We start from the raw sequence: 17,727 nt of genomic DNA on the forward strand, positions 1-17,727 counted from the left end.
TTCAACCGCCTTACTCAAGCGTAGACACACGTAACACTTCTTCAGTTGTCGTTAATCCTTGCTTTACTTTAATCAACCCATCATCTAATAAAAACAACATTTTATTTTTAATTGCTAATTGACGTAGTGTACTAAATGGCTGTTGATTTAAAATCACTTGTTTCATTTCATCCGTCATCACCATTAATTCATGCACCGCAATACGCCCTTTGTACCCCGTCATATTACAATTTCCGCACCCTTTTCCATGAATAACCGTATCGATTTGAATACCTCTTCGCGCGAAAATTTCTTTCTCGCTTTTAGAAGCGACTCGTGTTTCCTGACAATCTCGGCAGATGCGGCGCACGAGACGCTGAGACACGACACCAGCTAAGGATGTAGCCACTAAAAACGGTTCAACGCCCATATCAATTAAACGTGTCACGGTGCTAAGGGCATCATTTGTATGAAGTGTGCTTAATACAAGGTGACCTGTTAGTGATGCACGAATGGCAATATCAGCTGTTTCTTTATCACGAATTTCCCCTACCATGATGACGTTTGGATCTTGTCGCAAAACAGAGCGTAACCCAGAAGCAAATGTTAATCCTACATTGGGATTGACTTGAATTTGGTTAATTCCTTCCATTTGATACTCAACTGGATCTTCAATCGTAATAATATTTGTTTCTTCTTCATTCAAATAGTTAAGAGCTGCATACAACGTCGATGATTTACCTGAACCTGTCGGACCTGTAATAAGGACAATGCCATTTGGTTGTTCAATTAATTTTAAAAATCGTTGTAAATTTAAGTTATTAAATCCTAGTTTTTTCACATCATTTAACGAACTTCCTAAATCAAGCACACGCATGACAATCTTCTCTCCGTAAATCGTCGGTAACGTTGATACACGAAGATCGACAGGATGGAAGTCTATATTCATTTTAATTCGACCGTCTTGAGGAACACGGTACTCGGTAATATCAAGATTAGCCATAATTTTCAAGCGAGCCGTTAACATGCTTTGTAAATGCTTTGGCAATGTACGCTCCATTTTTAGTAAGCCGTCTAATCGATAACGAATTGAAATTTTTGTTTCTTGTGGATCAATATGAATATCACTTGCTTTTTGTTGAACTGCACTTGAAATTAATTGATTTACAAGGCGAACAACCGGTGAATCTTCTTCACCGATTGTTTCCTCCTCTTCTTCTGTTAAACCACTTTCAAATGAGGCAAACTGCTCCACATCGTCGTCTAAGTCATAGTACTTTGAAATTGTACGTAAAATGTCATCACGAGACGCAATCGCCGTTTCCACCTGAAAACCTGTTGAAAGACGTAAGTCATCAATTGCGAAGAAATCCATTGGATCAGCCATGGCCACAAACAGACGATTTCCCTCTTTTTTTAAAGGTATTAGCACGTTACGTTTGGCAAATTCCTTTGAGATAACTGTAAATAATGTTTGATCAAACGGATAACGATACAAGCTAACATGTGGAATGCCTAGCTGAAGCTCTAACACTTCAATGAGCTGTTGCTCGGTAATGTAGCCTCGCTCGAGAAGGGCATCACCTAACTTTTGTCCTTCTTTTTTGTTTCGTAATGTTTCTTGCAACTGTTCATCTGTAATCAAATTGGCTTCAATGAGTAAATCTCCTAATCTCCTACGCTCTTGCATACGTATTAACCTCTTTTTTAAGATTATGGTTTAACTAGCTCTTCAAGTGAACTAGGTGGTTCAAGCTCTTGTTTATCACTTGGTTGCTTTGTAGACTGATCTTGTTTGTCGTTTTTGTCTTCTCTATCTTTTTCGTTACTCTCTTCAGGTTTATTTTTTCTAACATTCGGAATACTTTGTTCATTATCATTCTCTATTTGTTCGTCTGTTTCTTGATCAGTTGCATCATCATCGACTGTTGCTTCATCATCGGTAGAAGTGGATGGTTCTTCTTTTTCAAGAATCAGTCCTCGTTGTTCAATTCGATGGATAGGTGGATAAAAGTCTTCTGATAATAAGACAGATTTAACAGCGGAGCCTTGACTCGAAATATCACGGTACACTTTTAACCATAATCCATTTTTGCCCATTTCCTCAAAATTTGTCACGTTTGGAGGCAACATTGCTGTATATTGAACAATTGTTTTTGGTTCATATTCTTGTTGTTCTTTTATCACCGCTTCGTATTCGTAAAAGAACGGTTGTCCAACTAAACGTGTGATCAATTGGCGTTCGTTCATTTCAAATGTAATGGTATAAGCTGTGTAATTGGGGTTAAAGAAAAGTAAATCTAACTTATCGTATTCCACTCGTGCTTCAAATCCAGGTGTCACTTGTTTTGGAATGACATTTCCAACATGTCTTTCTAAAATATCAAAGTTTGAATGAGCAATTGTTTCATAGATGGAGGAAGCAATTAAACTTAAACTTTCTTTTGACAAGTTTGATAAACTCACTTGTTCTGCCACTTCAATGAGTGACACTTTTGATTGTGGTGAAACCTCGATTTCGTTCACTTCGTCTACCCATAGTCTCACTTCTGTAAAATCATCATCGGTTACAGGAACACTCGATTCAAAAATGGTACTGACTTCAAGTTCATTATCGGCTATGTATGCTTCTAACTGATAGACCTTTTGCCCAGACTTTAATGAAGAAGCAACGTTCTGTAAATCCTGCTGTAGTTTCGCTTGATCAATTTTTTTGACGTATGTACCACCTAAAAACGAAGCTAAAAAGGAAGAAAGCAATTTTTTATTTACACTTACCGCTACAGGATTCGTTGTACCTTCCTCAACTTGTAAAGATGTATCTTCTACACTAAATGAGTAAATCTCCATCGGTAACGATTCACTTTTTTCTTTAAAGCGAATGGTAATTGCTTCTGTCATCATCCATTGATCAATTGATTCAGCTACCTTTTCTTTAACAGATGCTTTAGGCACGTCCGACACATTCAAGCTGGCAATTTGTGTACCTGGCTTGAATGTATCTTGACCTCCTACTACCTTTTCATAGGCATATACCCCAAGAAAGGAAAAAGCTAATAAATAACCTGTACAAGCTGTTAATAGTAAAAAGGTGCGGAGAAAATGTTCATTTCTCACACGTCAAGCCCCCTAATTATTCAGATACATTCATTGATAATTCAACAAAAACAGTTGGACCTGCACCTTGGGCACTTGTGATGTCTTTTTCTGTTAAAATCGTACCTTTTTTAATTAACAACTCACCTTGTTGGTTATAAATGTCCTTCATGACATTCTTATTAATTAAAAGTTGGATTTGCTTATCTTTTAAATAATTTACTTTTTGCTCGGCTTCTTCTTTTACAGCTGGTGAAATGATTGGTTGCTCGACTACAGGCTCAGGTTCCACTACAGACTTAGAAGGTGCTTCTTCTTTCACTGGAATGCTTTCTAAATCGTCTGTTACGATCACAAAGCTATCTTTTGCATGCTCACTCACAATAACCATTTGTTTTCCTAATGTAATAACTTCTGTAATTGGTAAAATAACTTCTTCCCCTTTTACCTTTAAACTCAAACCAACAAGATCTCCATTATCATCATTGACATGGTATTCAGAGATTTCACCTAGTAATTCACCTTTTCTCGTCATTACACGTGATCCAATCAGTGAAATCTTTTTATTAAATAATTCATTCGCAATTGGAATTTCACTTAAATCCATAATGGCACTGTCATTTTCAACTGTTACTGCATATTCCCCTACACCAATGACTTTTTTAAATGGAATCGCTTTTACACCAATTTGCCAATCTTCTTGCTGCGTCGTTAAAAAGTCGACCGAGAATTTATCTGGATTAATAATGATGCTTTTCACTTGACCAATCTCAACACCTTCAGTAATGCTGATGATTGGCAAATTAATAATTTCAGTACTCTTTTTCATGCTTTCAGACACCCATTTCTAATTATTATTCGCTACTTCTTGTAAGTATTGTAATTCTGCTATAAGCACTGGATAATCCGAATACTTGCCTTGTAATTCTTGAATTTTGTTCAGTGCTTCATCTCGTTGATTTGTATCCATGTAATGTTGAACAAGCATACTCGCTAATACGTAATATTCTTCACATGGTAAAGGAGCTAACAAATAGTCGTTTAATAAGCTTTCATACTCATGAGTAGATGATAACTGCTTATACACATTAACTTGCTCAATAATGGTTTGCCAAACAGCTGGATTCATGACAGGCGTTTCAGCTGTCGCTTCACTGTCACGTACATTCTCCGCTTGCTCAGTAACTTCATCTTCTACCAATGCTTCTTCCAAGCGAATCAATTCTTGTTCACTTTTTCCATTATATCTATCATTTTCAAGTTGTTCTAGAAGTTCTTCTCCATTAGACATTGAAATCTCTGGTAAATCTTCTTGAAGAACATCTTCCGCTTCTTCGAACTCATTTTCATTTCGATTTAAAGCGTTTACTAGAAATGCATCGCTCGTTTCTATACTCATTTCTTCTACATCTTTATGGTCTATTTGTTGAGAAACTGCTTCTATTGTTAGGTCATCTACTTGTAAAATCGATGACTCTTGGTCACTACTTATAAATTCTTCGACTTTTCGTTCATTCAACGTCACTTCATTTTCACTGACTTCTATTGCTTCTAATTCATGAACGTGCAACATGATTTCTTCTTCGTTCTCGATAAGCTCTTCTTCTATCATGGAAACCTGGACATCTTCTAGATACTCAGATGAGTCAATCATGTTAGTCTGTAGGATATTTTCTTGATGATCTTCATGAACATCTTCGACAATGATATCCATCAAGAGAGATGAATCAATCGAGTGTACTTCTTCTTTCTCAATCACCTCATCAAGGTTCAACACACTTTTCTTGTCATCAGAAGAAACACCCAATCCTTGCTCCTCTTCTATTAACATAGGAATCTCATATTCGTAATTAGAAGATTGCTCGTCTTGTTGATTCGCTCCTGTTTCTAAAGGGCGATGATCAAATAGCTCTTCAACTTCTTCTTTTGTCATCACCTGTACAATGTGTTCATCATCTACCTGTTCACTTTCATTGTTCATTAGCTGCTTTTCTAATGTCAGCGTTCCGGTTGAAGGACTCACAATGGCCGCTTCTTCTACCGTTATGCTTTCTTCAAACGTATCGTCAAAACTTTGATATGCTTGTATCTGTTCTTCTTTCACACCGACTAACGATAAACGCTTACTTAACAAATACGAACAACATATTATCAATAAGAACACAATAAGCAGCATCGTATGTAGTGGTAACACAGCATTAGCGAGTAACCCCATAACTGCTAATAAAACAGCCGAACCAAAGATTACTATTTTCCCATTTTTGTCATAAGGTAAAGGGAGGAAATATAACGTAACGAACAGAACTATGGAACTAACACTAATAAAAATAAACGTCGTCAACTAACATCACTTCCTACTAAATAAATAGAAAACAGCAAAATTTAGACAAAATACCCATTATCTTTTCTAGCTTATTGTATAATAATCTTGTCAAATTTAAAAGAAGGGAGAAGCAGCATGAAGAAGTTTTTTGATAACCAAGGCCTAACTCTCATCGAAGTATTAGTATCATTAGTCATATTAATGATTATATTCACAGGTCTTATGCAGTTTTTTTCAAATGCCTACTCATATACAAAAAGCAGTCAAAATAAAACAGCAGGCATTAATGTTGCTCGCAATGCCCTTACTTTTATGGAAAAACAAAGTTTTATTGAAATGCATGAAACGTTTGTCACAAATGATAAGACATTGTATCTATATATCTGTACAAGTGGAGCAAACGCTGAAAAAGAATATACCTATGTAGAAACACCTACTCCCCCATTAGGATGTGAAGACATTTCTGTGAATAATGTTCCTTTTACTGTTCAACTATCACATTCACAGTCAAATAATTTTAAGGATCGCTATATGATTCCAATTGAAGTAATCGTCGAATGGAAACGGAATAATCAAGTGCTGTCGACTGAAATGAGAGGAGCCGTTGTTAGTGAAGACATTCGTGAAACATATTAAGAATAACAAAGGTCTCACTTTAATGGAGTTACTAGCTACCATTGTCGTCATGACAATCGTGATGGGAGTGATGTACAACGTGCTTGCAAATGGGATTAGCGTTTCAAAGAAGATAGGCACAGAAGAAATGCTGCGTGATGAAGCAGATTATGTAGTCACTACGATGATGAACGAACTAAGTTCATCAGGTTTCGATCTTGTCAAAGACTGTAGTGAACCTACAGAGCCTGACACCTGTATAGAAATTGTGGATTCAAAAGGTGCTTCCTACAAAGAATATGGAGGTTCCTCCGTCTTTTATGATGTTGAATCGACAGAAAGGCCTGAACTGGAACAAGTATCTATTAAACTACAACTAAAAGAAACCGCAACAAAACAGCATCATTTTTTTATTAATAATCAACGTATCAACAGTGAAGGAAATTATGCCGACTCGAAAATCAAACTAAGCTGTACATCTTCTGATACAACAGCTAAAACATGCACATCCGGTATCTTAGAACTGACTTTACATATTGCAGACGTCAATCTCGCAAAGCCATTACAATTAGAAAGTATCTTCGGATTTTAACGGTGATGATGATGAAAAAATTAAACAATGAAAAAGGTTACGGCCTTATTTTAACATTACTTGTTGTCACAGTTTTAACTGTTGTTGGATTAACCATTGTGGCAGCGACCATTCAAGGAACCAAGCGTACAACCATTAGAGAAGTAGACATTAATGTATCTACTCAAGCAAAAACAGCAATGGAAGAAATGATTGCCGATTTAAAATTTAATTTACAAAGTCCCAATTCCACTTACATGTTGTCACTTCTAAAGGGAGAAGACGGGAAAATTTCTTCCTCATTTAATGGAATACTAGAAAATGTGATTAACCAAACCATTGTGAATTCATATAATACAAAACCTTTTTTAGAAGATGTCTCCGTAGCAAATGTAACAACTGAGTTTCTACCGATTTCTACGTTAGATCGACATTTCACACGTATTTATGAAATTTCACTCGTAACAAAACCACCTGAAAATAAAAACGTGCCTAAAATAGAAAGAACCTATAAAAAACGCGTCATTTTATCACCAACACCAAGCTTTTTGCAGTACGCATTAGGCTCTGCTAGTCAATTGATTTTAAATGGATCACCTACTATTTACGGTGATGTATTTACAAAAGACTTAAAAATTGATCCTGACGCCAACTATACACCAACAACAAGCATAGGCGAACAACAAATTAAAACACCACTTCCTAGAATTACAGGAGACTTGTATTCTCCAACTGTTAATTTGTTTAAAAGTTTAAATAATAATCCACTGAAGTTTAATGGTGACCCTAAGACGATGTTTTATAATCAAGACGTTCCAACGTTAAAGAACGACAGTGACTTTATTGATTTTGACTTTGAACAAGCGATGAACCAAGAGGAACAGGTCATCTTAAAAGAAGCTAGCGGCGGAACTTCTACAGAGCAAACACTCAATCAATTTCTAAATCAAACTATTCAGAGCGTAGCTTCAACGGGTACAAAGATTACCGAGACCATTTTAAAGGGAATATTTGATATCCTTAACATTGGGGATTTAATTGGAAATTTAGTAAGAACTCCATTAAGTTCATCTAATTATCTATCAATCCCTTCTCTCACTGCTTTATTAACCGAAGGAACAAATTTAGTATTTGATACAGTAGGCACAACTGCTAATGCAGTTCATATTTCTAACATTACAGCATCTACTCTTGAGAGCATCACGGTAAAAGGAGATTTAGTTTTAGATAATATTAGCGACTTAACTATCCAAAAAGGATTATTTGTAGATGGAGATATATCGATTACAAACTTTGCAGGTTCTAAGCTCAACCTTTCAAAAATCGTCGCTACAGGTACAATTACCATTATTAATCCTGAGAGTGCCGAACTCAATTTAATGAATCCTATCATCGCTGGCAAAGATATTCTCATTGAAACATCAAAAAGTTTAAATATCGATCACGCAATTGTGGCTGGAGAAGATTTAATTCTTAAACCTATTAACAGTACATTAACACTAACGAAGAATATTGTTGTGAAAAATGATTTTGTTATTGAAGGAAGAAACGATGCAAATGGAAGAGAAAATGACAGAGCTGTCTTTGATTCAATTGTTTACGCATTAGGGAAAGTAACGATTACAAATGTAAACGTCGAAGGTGTTGAGAAAGGAAAAACGGATGGAATGTTAATTTTGCTAGCAAAAGGTGATGTTAACTTAAATCGAATTAATGAGTTCCGTACGCTTAGCCAAATAAGTGATCAAGTTGACTTACGAAATATTGATACCTTCTCTCCTCTTACTGGATTCTTTTATACAGAAGGAAATGCTACTTTATACGGGGTAGGTTCACTATTTGCCATTGATGGAGGGATTTTCTCAAAAGGTCCATTAACCATTAACGCCATCCGTGGAGATGTAGAGAATGAAAATGACTTAGATCAACTGTCCCGTAGCGTATCGGTTATGAATCAACATGGTAAATATTCTCGCTTTAATATTCTTTATAATAAAAATGTGTTATTAAGTAAATTAGATTCTTTACCTATTGTAAATACACTACAAGTTATTCCAGAGCCAACGATACAGCCATAAAAAAGAGGAGTCAACGTTGATGTTGACTCCTCTTTTCCTATTGTTTACCATTTTGCACCTGAATTATTGTTAGACGATGAATCCTGCTTTACAATAATCACCATACTTGCGGTTGGTTTTGTGCCATTCTTCTTACTATTTAATCCTGTTGCTACAATGGTTTCATATCCTACGTTCTTCGCAACAATGTACCACTTTCCTTGTCTACGTTCAATCTCAATAACATCTGTATTTCTACTTGTGTTGACACCATCTAAAATGTTTGGATTTAAGATTCCACCACCAATGATGCCTTTCTTTTTATACTCTAATAAACTTAAAACCTCTCGCTCTTCTCCCGGTTTCATTGTGATGGATGGATATTTAAATCGGAAGTCACTTAGAATGGTCACTTTGATTGTCTGACTTACTTTTCCATCTGCTGACTGAACAATAACATTAGTATCTCCTAATGAGTTTCCTTCAATCGTAAACTCTTCATTTTTATTATTTCCAATATTTTTTACAATTGAACTATCCTCGATTGACCATGTTAATTGTTTATTTGTAGCATCGTTTGGACTAATCGTTGCCTTTAACGTTTCTCTCTCTCCAATGAACATGGTCACTTGAGCTGGTATTACTGTAATCGATTCAATTAGCTTCTCAACCGTGACTGTTTGTGAAATCACTACATCTTTCTTAGAGAACCCACCTGTTGCTCGAACAGAGATAGTGAACGTACCGGTTTTATCAATAAATACCTCATCTTCAGGATCAAAAGATTGCCACGAACCATTATCAATACGATATTCATACTTGGCATCTTTTCCAGTTATTTTCTGTGTAAGTCGAAACTTCACTTTTTCTTCTGAACTACCGCGATTGGGAACAATTAACCCACTTATAGAAGAAAACATTTCAAATGCTGGTGCCAGAAAAATATCTTGTGTTTGACCATTACTATAGATCACTGTAATCGTTCTGTTGTCACTACTTTCCTTAAACTTCATGCTTTGAATTGGCTGTGTTAAATCCACATTTCCAGCCTTTAACTTAACCGTCTCTATTAATGTATTATTGGACTTTGTTACTTTACTGATGTTTCCGAACAAATCACCTTCGTAATTTACATCGTTATCTTCTAACACCACTTTTGCGATAATGAATTCAGAAGGTGCTTGTAACACTTGGTTTCTATCACCTTTATTACTATCTTTATAAGTTAATAGAGGATTCTGTAGCTTCTGATTCATCGCGTAGTTTGCTTGCATCTTCAACTTCACTTCTAAAGAAGCTGGAGAGAACTTTGTACTTCCATACGTTATATCATTAAACGTTATTTCTAACTGATTCCCTTTTACGCTCACACCCGCTGGTGGATTAATAACGGTCACACCTGGTGGTAAAGGTTGGGTTAATTTAATAGTTTTTAACGTTCCTTGATCTTTTGCATCAAGTACTGCTTCTGGTGTCAGCTTATAATTCACTTCAAACTGATTAGACGCACCGTTTTGATCGCCTTTTTTCACCAAGCTCTTTACTTTCTCAGGATCGGTATAGAAGATATTGCTTCTGAACGTTGGTGCTACTTTGTCGTTTACTGTAACAGAAACTGAATTATGCTTTTTTTGCACTGGCTTTCCTTGCAAATCTTTATAAACAAGTTGAATATCGCTAAACGTGTACGTACCTGTTTGACTAAATGTTAACGGTAGTGAATAAGAAGATGACGGAGCGGTTTGCCCTAATACGTACGGAACATCTTTTAAGTTTAAAACAGCATAATCTCCTTCCATAAAGGCATCTGCATTTTGTGCTAGTTGAACGTTCCCTGGAAAGTTTGTACCGTTTCCTTTAATTTTCACTTTCAACTGTACATCCTTCATTCCTAATTGCCCAATTTCTGTCATAATACTTCTGAAAATATCACTTAAATTTGACGCATTAGCTTGAAAAGAAGGGGAAGCAGTTTTATCTGATAGTTGTTTCAAGTAGTTCATGTCAAGTTCAGCGTTATTCCCAAAGCCAATTGAATAGAGTTTTACTTTTTGATTAGCAAGTATTTCTGCTTGACTTAGCCCAAGCTCTAAAATGCGACTTTTGACACCATTACCTTCCATATAAGTAATGCGATAGTTACCATGTATAAAGGAAGCAACTTGATTATTTTTATTATTCGCATTATAGGTAATAACCTTTTGAGCTTCAATATATTCCGTTATTTCTTCTATACACCACCATAAAAGCATTCTCTTACAATACATATAGTTACCTTTTACTGGTTTTGTTTCACTTGCCTCAGTTGGCTCCCCATCTGTTAAGAAGACGATATATTTATCATTATTAGAACTTGCAAGGAGCTTAGAAGCACTTTGAAAAGACTGGACATAATTCGTTCCTCCATCAGCTTTTAACTGATTAACTTTGTTCTGTACAGCTGTCAAGTCTGTAGTTAGCGCCATTTCATCTCTAACCTCTGAATCAAACGTCACCAAACCAAAACGATCACTTGGTAATTTATTCACACTAAACACTTTCACTGCTTCATCCATTGCTTTCTTGGCATCTTCCATTTTATTTCCATATTGTGGACCCATTGAGCCAGATTTATCAATAACAAATACAACATCAATTGGCTTTCGTAATTGATTAGCAATGTCATCTAACGAGCCTTGTGGATTTAATGTGATATTCAAGGACCCTTCAGCATTACTGCCAAGCGGCTTTAAAAATTCTGTTTTTGACGGAACAACATTTACATTAAGTGACGGACCGCTAACTGTTGTGGCTTGAGTATTTACAGGTATAACCGAACACCATAATAAAAACAGTGAAAAAAGGACAATTAGACTACGAATCTTTTTCCTCATACACTCGCCTTCCTCTTCTTAGCATTCTTTACCATTATTATAATGAAAATGTTCCTACATTGACAGTTTTTCATTCTTATTTAATCTTTTTTATTTTAGTTTACTAGTTCTTTTTTACCTAAAACAAAAAAGCAGTAAGGACATCCTCACTGCTTTTTTAACTAGCTAAATAAACGCGCTTCGTATTTGCGATATGAAATACAACGATCCCGTAATCACCAACATATCCTTTTCATCGTTCAACCCGTCAGTCACAGTGCCAATCGCTTTTGCCCAATCCTCGATATAGGCTTTTTTCTCATGGTTACTTACATCATAAAGCGCTTTTCCTGTTGCTGCTCGTTCAAAGTCAAATGATGTAAAAGTAATAGAAGTTGCCATTGATTCAAGAGACGCAATCATTTCCTTACTTTCTTTGTCTTTTAAACAACTAAAAATAAAGTGGATGTTTCGGTCTTCATAATGTAGGCGCAGTGTTGACAGCAAGCTTTCCACACCTTCTGGGTTATGAGCACCATCAATGATCGTTAACGGATCTGTACGAACTTGTTCAAAGCGACCTTGCCATTTTGTTTGACGTAATCCACGATAGATATGCTCATCCTCAATTTGAGCTCCTTGCTTTCTTAAATAAAGAGCAGCGGTGGTGGCAAGTGAAGCATTTTTCACTTGATGATAGCCAAGCATGGATAGCTCTAATTTCGGTGCATCTTGAAACGGTGTTTGCAATGTAAACTGTTCTCCGTCTACTAATGTTTCGTATGCATCAATGTGTAACTCTTCACCTAATCGGTACAAAGGTGCTTGGTGCTCTAATGCAATTTGTTCAATAACCGCTTTCGCTCCGTCTTGCTCAACCGCGGTAATAAGTGGAATCTCTTCTTTTACGATTCCTGCTTTTTCACTCGCGATTTGTTCAACGGTGTCACCTAAAATGTTCATATGATCAAATCCAATATTTGTAATCACTGTAAGAATAGGTTGAATGACATTCGTCGAGTCAAAACGCCCTCCTAAACCCACTTCATATATGACATAATCCAATTGTTTCTTTTGACCAAAATATAGAAACGACATTAATGTAATGACTTCAAACTCTGTTGGTGCACCGTATTCAGTTTCCTCCACTGCGTTGACAACTGGTAAAATGTCATTCACTAATGCAACCATCTCATCGTTTGAAATGGGCACACCATTTACACTAATGCGTTCATTAAACGTTTCAATGTACGGTGACGTGAACGTTCCGACTTCATAATTAGCCTGTTGTAGGATATTTCGTAAATAAGACACGGTTGAACCCTTTCCGTTTGTTCCCGCTACATGAACAGCACGAATCGTATGATGAGGATTTCCTAATTGCTTTAACATCCATTCCATCCGTTCAAGTCCTAGTTTCATTCCGAACTTAAATCGAGAATGAATCCACGTTAGTGCTTCTTCATATGTTGTCATCATGATTTCCCTTCACCCTTCTTTTCATCTCTATCTTTTTCTTTATTATAGCGAAAAACAAAAAAACGAGCATCACCCATTGGGCAATACTCGTTTCTTGTTTGCATTATCCGCGTAGCTCTGTGATACGTGCTTTAACTGCTTCACGTTTTTCAACGTAATCTGCTTCTTTTGCACGTTCTTCTTCAATTACTTTCTCTGGTGCTTTTGCAATGAATCCTTGGTTGCTTAATTTCTTTTGAACACGATCTACTTCTTTATTAAGTTTATCAAATTCTTTTTCAAGACGAGCAATTTCCTCGTCAATATTAATTAAGCCTTCAAGAGGTAAAATTAGCTCTGCGCCTGTTACAACAGCTGTCATCGCTTTATCATCTACTGCGATTTCTGTTCCAACAACGAGCTCACTTGGGTTACAGAAACGCTCAAGATATGCACGGTTCTTTTCAAGTTGAACTTTGATGTTTTCATCTTTTGCTTTAATTTGAAGCTTAATTTGCTTGCTCATTGGTGTATTTACTTCCGCACGAATGTTACGAACAGCGCGAATAATGTCTACTAATAGGCGCATTTCGTTCGCTGCTTCCTTATCAGAAAGGTCTTCGCGTACTTCTGGCCACTTCGCTACTGTAATGGATTCTCCTTCATGCGGCAAGTTCTGCCAAATTTCCTCGGTAATAAACGGCATAAACGGATGTAAAAGTCGCATTGTGTTGTCTAATACATACGCTAAAATAGAACGAGTTGTTTTCTTCGCGGCTTCATCTTCACCGTAAAGAGGAATTTTTGCCATCTCAATATACCAATCACAGAAATCATCCCAGATGAAGTTATAAAGAACACGACCTACTTCACCAAACTCATATTTATCAGCAAGTTTTGTTACATTGTCAATCGTTTCATTTAAACGAGTTAAAATCCACTTATCTGCAACTGACTTTTCACCTGATAAATCAAGCTCTTCAAACGTAATGCCATTCATATTCATTAACGCAAAACGAGATGCATTCCAAATCTTATTGGCAAAGTTCCATGTTGCTTCTACTTTTTCAAAGCTAAAACGTAAATCTTGACCTGGAGAAGAGCCTGTTGATAAGAAGTAACGAAGTGAATCCGCACCGTACTTCTCAATTACTTCCATTGGATCAACACCATTACCAAGTGACTTACTCATTTTACGACCTTGTTCATCACGTACAAGACCGTGAATTAATACATCATCAAATGGGCGCTTACCAGTAAACTCTAGTCCTTGGAAAATCATGCGTGATACCCAGAAGAAGATAATATCGTAACCCGTTACAAGTACGTCTGTTGGGTAGTAACGCTTAAAGTCTGCAGATTCTACATCAGGCCAACCCATTGTTGAAAACGGCCATAGAGCTGAACTGAACCACGTATCTAATACGTCTGTGTCTTGCTCCCAGTTTTCACTATCAGCTGGTGGCTCATGGTCTACGTAAACTTCACCTGTTTCTTTATGATACCAAGCCGGAATACGATGACCCCACCATAACTGACGAGAAATACACCAGTCGCGGATGTTTTCCATCCAGTGTAAATATGTTTTTTCGAAACGGTCTGGAACGAAATTTACTTTTTCTTCTTTTTGTTGTAGCTCTACTGCTTTATCTGCAAGTGGCTGCATTTTAACAAACCACTGTGTTGAAAGATAAGGTTCAACCACAGCACCGCTACGCTCACTATGACCAACAGAGTGCATATGCTCTTCAATTTTGAACAGTACGTCTTGAGCTTGAAGGTCTTTCACAATTTGCTTACGACATTCGAAACGATCCATACCTTCGTACTGCGCTGCTTTTTCATTCATCGTTCCGTCTGGATTCATAACTAAGATACGCTCTAAATCATGACGATTCCCAATTTCAAAGTCATTCGGGTCATGAGCTGGTGTAATTTTCACTGCACCTGAACCGAATTCCATGTCTACATAATCATCACCAACAATCGGAATTTCACGACCAACGATTGGCAGAACAACCGTTTTACCGATTAAATGCTTATAACGCTCATCTTCTGGGTGAACCGCAACTGCTGTATCTCCAAGCATTGTCTCAGGACGAGTTGTTGCAACCTCAATATGACCTGAACCATCTGCTAATGGATAACGCATGTGGTAAAATGCACCTTGAACGTCTTTGTAAATAACTTCAATATCAGAAAGTGCCGTTTTTGTCGCGGGATCCCAGTTAATAATGTATTCACCACGATAAATAAGACCTTTTTTATATAACGTCACAAATACTTCACGAACTGCTTTTGATAACCCTTCGTCTAGTGTGAAACGCTCACGTGAATAATCTAAACCAAGACCAAGCTTTGACCATTGCTCGCGAATGAAGCTTGCATATTCTTCTTTCCATTTCCACGTTTCTTCTACAAACTTTTCACGACCTAAATCGTAACGACTTTTCCCTTCATTACGAAGCTTCTCTTCCACCTTCGCCTGCGTTGCAATACCTGCGTGGTCCATACCAGGAAGCCATAATACATCGTAACCTTGCATACGCTTCATACGTGTTAAGATATCTTGAAGAGTTGTATCCCATGCATGACCTAGATGCAGTTTCCCTGTTACGTTCGGGGGCGGGATCACAATCGTGTAAGGTTCTTTTTCTGGATCTCCTGTTGCTTCGAAAAACTTACCATCTAACCAATACTGATAACGGTTCGCTTCAACTGCTTGTGGATCATATTTCGTTGATAGCGATAGTTCTTTTTCACTCATAACGTACCTCCAAATATTGTAAATAATTGAACACAAAAAACTCCTCTCATCAAAAGGACGAAAGGAGTGAATTTCGCGGTACCACCTTTTTTCATCGTTTTTTTTGCATATCAAATAAACGATGCTCTCAGTTTCATAACGGCTTTCATGCCGGCTTTTTCTACTTATGTTACACACACGTTCAAAAAAGCTACTCATGGGCGACATTCCAAGTCTACATTCCTAAGAAATCTCCCAGCTACTGATTTCTCTCTCTGAAAGGCGTAGAAAACCTGTACTCTTCCCAATCTACGTATTTATCACTATGTACTCATTATAGTATATAAAAAATAATCGAATCGTCAATAATCTTATCCATTTTTTTATGTATCTATTCAAATCTCGTAAAAAAACACGTCAAAAGTGAACGATTCGCCTAATGGAGTCATAGGATAACATATAAAAGAAAAACATTTAGAACGAAGAACGTAGGAAGGGGCGCGAACATGAGGAGAAGGTTTAGCGTGAATTCGTATCAAATACAACGTTGGTTTAAAAATGCTGGAGCCATTTGTGCTCAATTTATTATTCCACTTACTATTTTCCAAGGTATTCGAACGCTATTTTTCCCTACAACATTTGATGTGTTTTTACTTGCTATCTTTGCATTATGTGCAGTGGCAATTTACATGGAATGGATTTAACGACCTCATCGATGGAGATCTTCTTCATCGTTTTTTATTGGCAATGATGAAAGAAACACGTAACTGTAAAGAGTTTTTACCGAATGGTTTACCTTTTTCGTACACCCCTCTTTTTTAATCCGTAAAAAAAAGAAAAACATGATCAATAATCATGTTTGAGATTGTTGTGCTGCCGCTTCTGCAGCTTGTTTGCGTTGCTGATCAACCGCATCAATTTTTAAATTTAATTGTTCAAGATTCTTTGTTAACCAAAAAGCAGATAGTAAGGACTTTGTATGATCTAATTCGCGCTTTGATCGGTAGTTCTGTCGATATTGAACAACTGCTTGATAAATAGGCTCTGGAAATGCAAGATACATATGCAAGAGCAATCTCTCTTCCTCTCTTAAAGGAAAGTGTTGCTCGTATGTGCTGTACCATTCATAACTATCCATCGTTGTCATTGGATATGTTTTTAGCGTTCGATAGTAAAATGACACTAAATCATAAATAGGTGATGCCTCTCTTGCCTGTTCAAAATTAATAAAGTAACCGTTCCCTCGTTCATCGTAAACAAAATGTTTAGCTGAAAGCTTTCCATGTACCGTCGTCACACGAATTTTCTCTTTTTCTTTCGTATACTCATACCACTGCTTCAACTTTTCTTGAGCGTACTCCAGTGCTCTCGTTGTCTCGTAGTAAAATGTACAAAAATATAATTCAAATGGAGACATATACACCTTTTTCTCACTTTCAACCACGTATTGTTCCAACTCCGCTTGTCGGTCTTCCCATGTTTTCTTTAATGCTTCATAATGAGCTTCAATGTCTTCTCCTACGACATCAACTTCATGAGCAGATAACGCATGCAGCTGCGCTAACTCTTGAAAAAGTTTATGATATCGAATATCGCGCTCTTCTGTTGGATTATCAGGTAGCCAAGGCATCAAATAGTAATAAGCATTTCGGTATGGAACCGTGTATGCACCTTCTGTTGTTTGATAAATGGGCACAAACTTCATAAATCCTTTTTGATGAAGGTGCTGTACTTTTTGAATAAAATGATTATGACTTAAACTTCGATCATCGACACGTTTTAATGCAAAGACACCTTGATTTGTATACACTTTTTTTACTTTCCCATAATCCTCAATAAAGTCGACTTGCAAGCGGTATTGTTCCAACAGCGGCCCATACGTTAATTGATCATTATTCATGAGGGGCCCCACTTTCTTTTTTGTCATGAACTCATTTTACGAGAGGATACTCAAAAACATCGCACCTCTCATTCCAATTAGCTTCTGTGTTCTTCACGTAATACATCATAAATAAAGAAAACAGTTGAGA

12 protein-coding genes and 1 other annotated feature are annotated in these 17,727 nt (G+C 36.8%); of the genes, 4 read left to right on the forward strand and 8 right to left on the reverse strand.

Features of this window, described 5'->3' with window-relative positions; genetic code table 11:
* Positions 1-10: 10 nt before the first annotated feature.
* From DIS06_RS01650 to DIS06_RS01665, 4 genes are read right to left on the reverse strand one after another with little or no spacing between them, the layout of a single operon-like run.
* On the reverse strand, positions 11-1,669 hold the full coding sequence (locus tag DIS06_RS01650) for a GspE/PulE family protein (protein ID WP_110111500.1): 1,659 nt from the start codon (positions 1,667-1,669) through the stop codon (positions 11-13).
* 23 nt (positions 1,670-1,692) lie between these two features.
* Positions 1,693-3,096, reverse strand: a complete 1,404-nt coding sequence (locus DIS06_RS01655; protein ID WP_110111501.1) for a VanW family protein — start codon at positions 3,094-3,096, stop codon at positions 1,693-1,695.
* A 16-nt stretch (positions 3,097-3,112) separates the two neighbouring features.
* Positions 3,113-3,904, reverse strand: a complete 792-nt coding sequence (locus tag DIS06_RS01660; RefSeq protein ID WP_110111502.1) for a PRC-barrel domain-containing protein — start codon at positions 3,902-3,904, stop codon at positions 3,113-3,115.
* 18 nt (positions 3,905-3,922) lie between these two features.
* Complete coding sequence (locus tag DIS06_RS01665) at positions 3,923-5,416, reverse strand: hypothetical protein (RefSeq protein ID WP_110111503.1); 1,494 nt, start codon at positions 5,414-5,416, stop codon at positions 3,923-3,925.
* A gap of 117 nt (positions 5,417-5,533) precedes the next feature.
* Here DIS06_RS01665 and DIS06_RS01670 point away from each other — a divergent pair, with 117 nt between their 5' ends.
* The 3 genes from DIS06_RS01670 to DIS06_RS01680 are packed head-to-tail and all read left to right on the forward strand — an operon-like array spanning position 5,534 to position 8,662.
* On the forward strand, positions 5,534-6,034 hold the full coding sequence (locus tag DIS06_RS01670) for a type IV pilus modification PilV family protein (RefSeq protein ID WP_110111504.1): 501 nt from the start codon (positions 5,534-5,536) through the stop codon (positions 6,032-6,034).
* Complete coding sequence (locus tag DIS06_RS01675; RefSeq protein WP_110111505.1) at positions 6,009-6,605, forward strand: PilW family protein; 597 nt, start codon at positions 6,009-6,011, stop codon at positions 6,603-6,605. The genes DIS06_RS01670 and DIS06_RS01675 overlap by 26 nt, the downstream gene beginning before the upstream one ends.
* An 11-nt stretch (positions 6,606-6,616) precedes the next feature.
* Positions 6,617-8,662: a hypothetical protein gene (locus DIS06_RS01680; protein WP_110111506.1), complete on the forward strand. Its 2,046-nt coding sequence runs from the start codon at positions 6,617-6,619 to the stop codon at positions 8,660-8,662.
* Positions 8,663-8,706: 44 nt separating this feature from the next.
* Here the strand turns inward: DIS06_RS01680 and DIS06_RS01685 are convergent, their stop codons facing one another.
* The 3 genes from DIS06_RS01685 to DIS06_RS01695 form a co-directional block, all read right to left on the reverse strand.
* Entirely contained in the window at positions 8,707-11,514 is a 2,808-nt protein-coding gene (locus tag DIS06_RS01685) for a VWA domain-containing protein (protein ID WP_110111507.1), read from the reverse strand.
* A gap of 165 nt (positions 11,515-11,679) precedes the next feature.
* Positions 11,680-12,972 carry a bifunctional folylpolyglutamate synthase/dihydrofolate synthase gene (locus tag DIS06_RS01690; RefSeq protein WP_110111508.1) on the reverse strand — a complete coding sequence of 431 codons (1,293 nt, stop codon included), beginning with the start codon at positions 12,970-12,972 and terminating at the stop codon, positions 11,680-11,682.
* A 103-nt stretch (positions 12,973-13,075) separates the two neighbouring features.
* Positions 13,076-15,718, reverse strand: coding sequence for a valine--tRNA ligase (locus tag DIS06_RS01695; RefSeq protein ID WP_110111509.1), 2,643 nt, complete (start codon positions 15,716-15,718; stop codon positions 13,076-13,078).
* Between the two features lie 50 nt (positions 15,719-15,768).
* Positions 15,769-16,018 (reverse strand) — a binding site (T-box leader).
* Positions 16,019-16,203: 185 nt separating this feature from the next.
* On the opposite strand from DIS06_RS01695, the gene DIS06_RS01700 reads away from it, so the two are divergent.
* Entirely contained in the window at positions 16,204-16,401 is a 198-nt protein-coding gene (locus tag DIS06_RS01700; RefSeq protein ID WP_110111510.1) for a hypothetical protein, read from the forward strand.
* A 149-nt stretch (positions 16,402-16,550) separates the two neighbouring features.
* Here the strand turns inward: DIS06_RS01700 and ysxE are convergent, their stop codons facing one another.
* Complete coding sequence (gene ysxE / locus DIS06_RS01705) at positions 16,551-17,597, reverse strand: spore coat protein YsxE (protein WP_110111511.1); 1,047 nt, start codon at positions 17,595-17,597, stop codon at positions 16,551-16,553.
* Positions 17,598-17,727: the final 130 nt, after the last annotated feature.

It is taken from the genome of Bacillus sp. CGMCC 1.16541 (assembly GCF_003184905.1).
Taxonomy (GTDB): domain Bacteria; phylum Bacillota; class Bacilli; order Bacillales; family Bacillaceae_H; genus Priestia.

Bases quoted from the DNA above. Each gene is read 5' to 3' on its own strand.
- ysxE (WP_110111511.1), bottom strand. From the start codon at position 17,597: ATGAATAATGATCAATTAACGTATGGGCCGCTGTTGGAACAATACCGC.
- DIS06_RS01650 (WP_110111500.1), bottom strand. From the start codon at position 1,669: ATGCAAGAGCGTAGGAGATTAGGAGATTTACTCATTGAAGCCAATTTG.
- DIS06_RS01670 (WP_110111504.1), top strand. From the start codon at position 5,534: ATGAAGAAGTTTTTTGATAACCAAGGCCTAACTCTCATCGAAGTATTA.
- DIS06_RS01690 (WP_110111508.1), bottom strand. From the start codon at position 12,972: ATGATGACAACATATGAAGAAGCACTAACGTGGATTCATTCTCGATTT.
- DIS06_RS01680 (WP_110111506.1), top strand. From the start codon at position 6,617: ATGAAAAAATTAAACAATGAAAAAGGTTACGGCCTTATTTTAACATTA.
- DIS06_RS01695 (WP_110111509.1), bottom strand. From the start codon at position 15,718: ATGAGTGAAAAAGAACTATCGCTATCAACGAAATATGATCCACAAGCA.
- DIS06_RS01700 (WP_110111510.1), top strand. From the start codon at position 16,204: ATGAGGAGAAGGTTTAGCGTGAATTCGTATCAAATACAACGTTGGTTT.
- DIS06_RS01685 (WP_110111507.1), bottom strand. From the start codon at position 11,514: ATGAGGAAAAAGATTCGTAGTCTAATTGTCCTTTTTTCACTGTTTTTA.
- DIS06_RS01660 (WP_110111502.1), bottom strand. From the start codon at position 3,904: ATGAAAAAGAGTACTGAAATTATTAATTTGCCAATCATCAGCATTACT.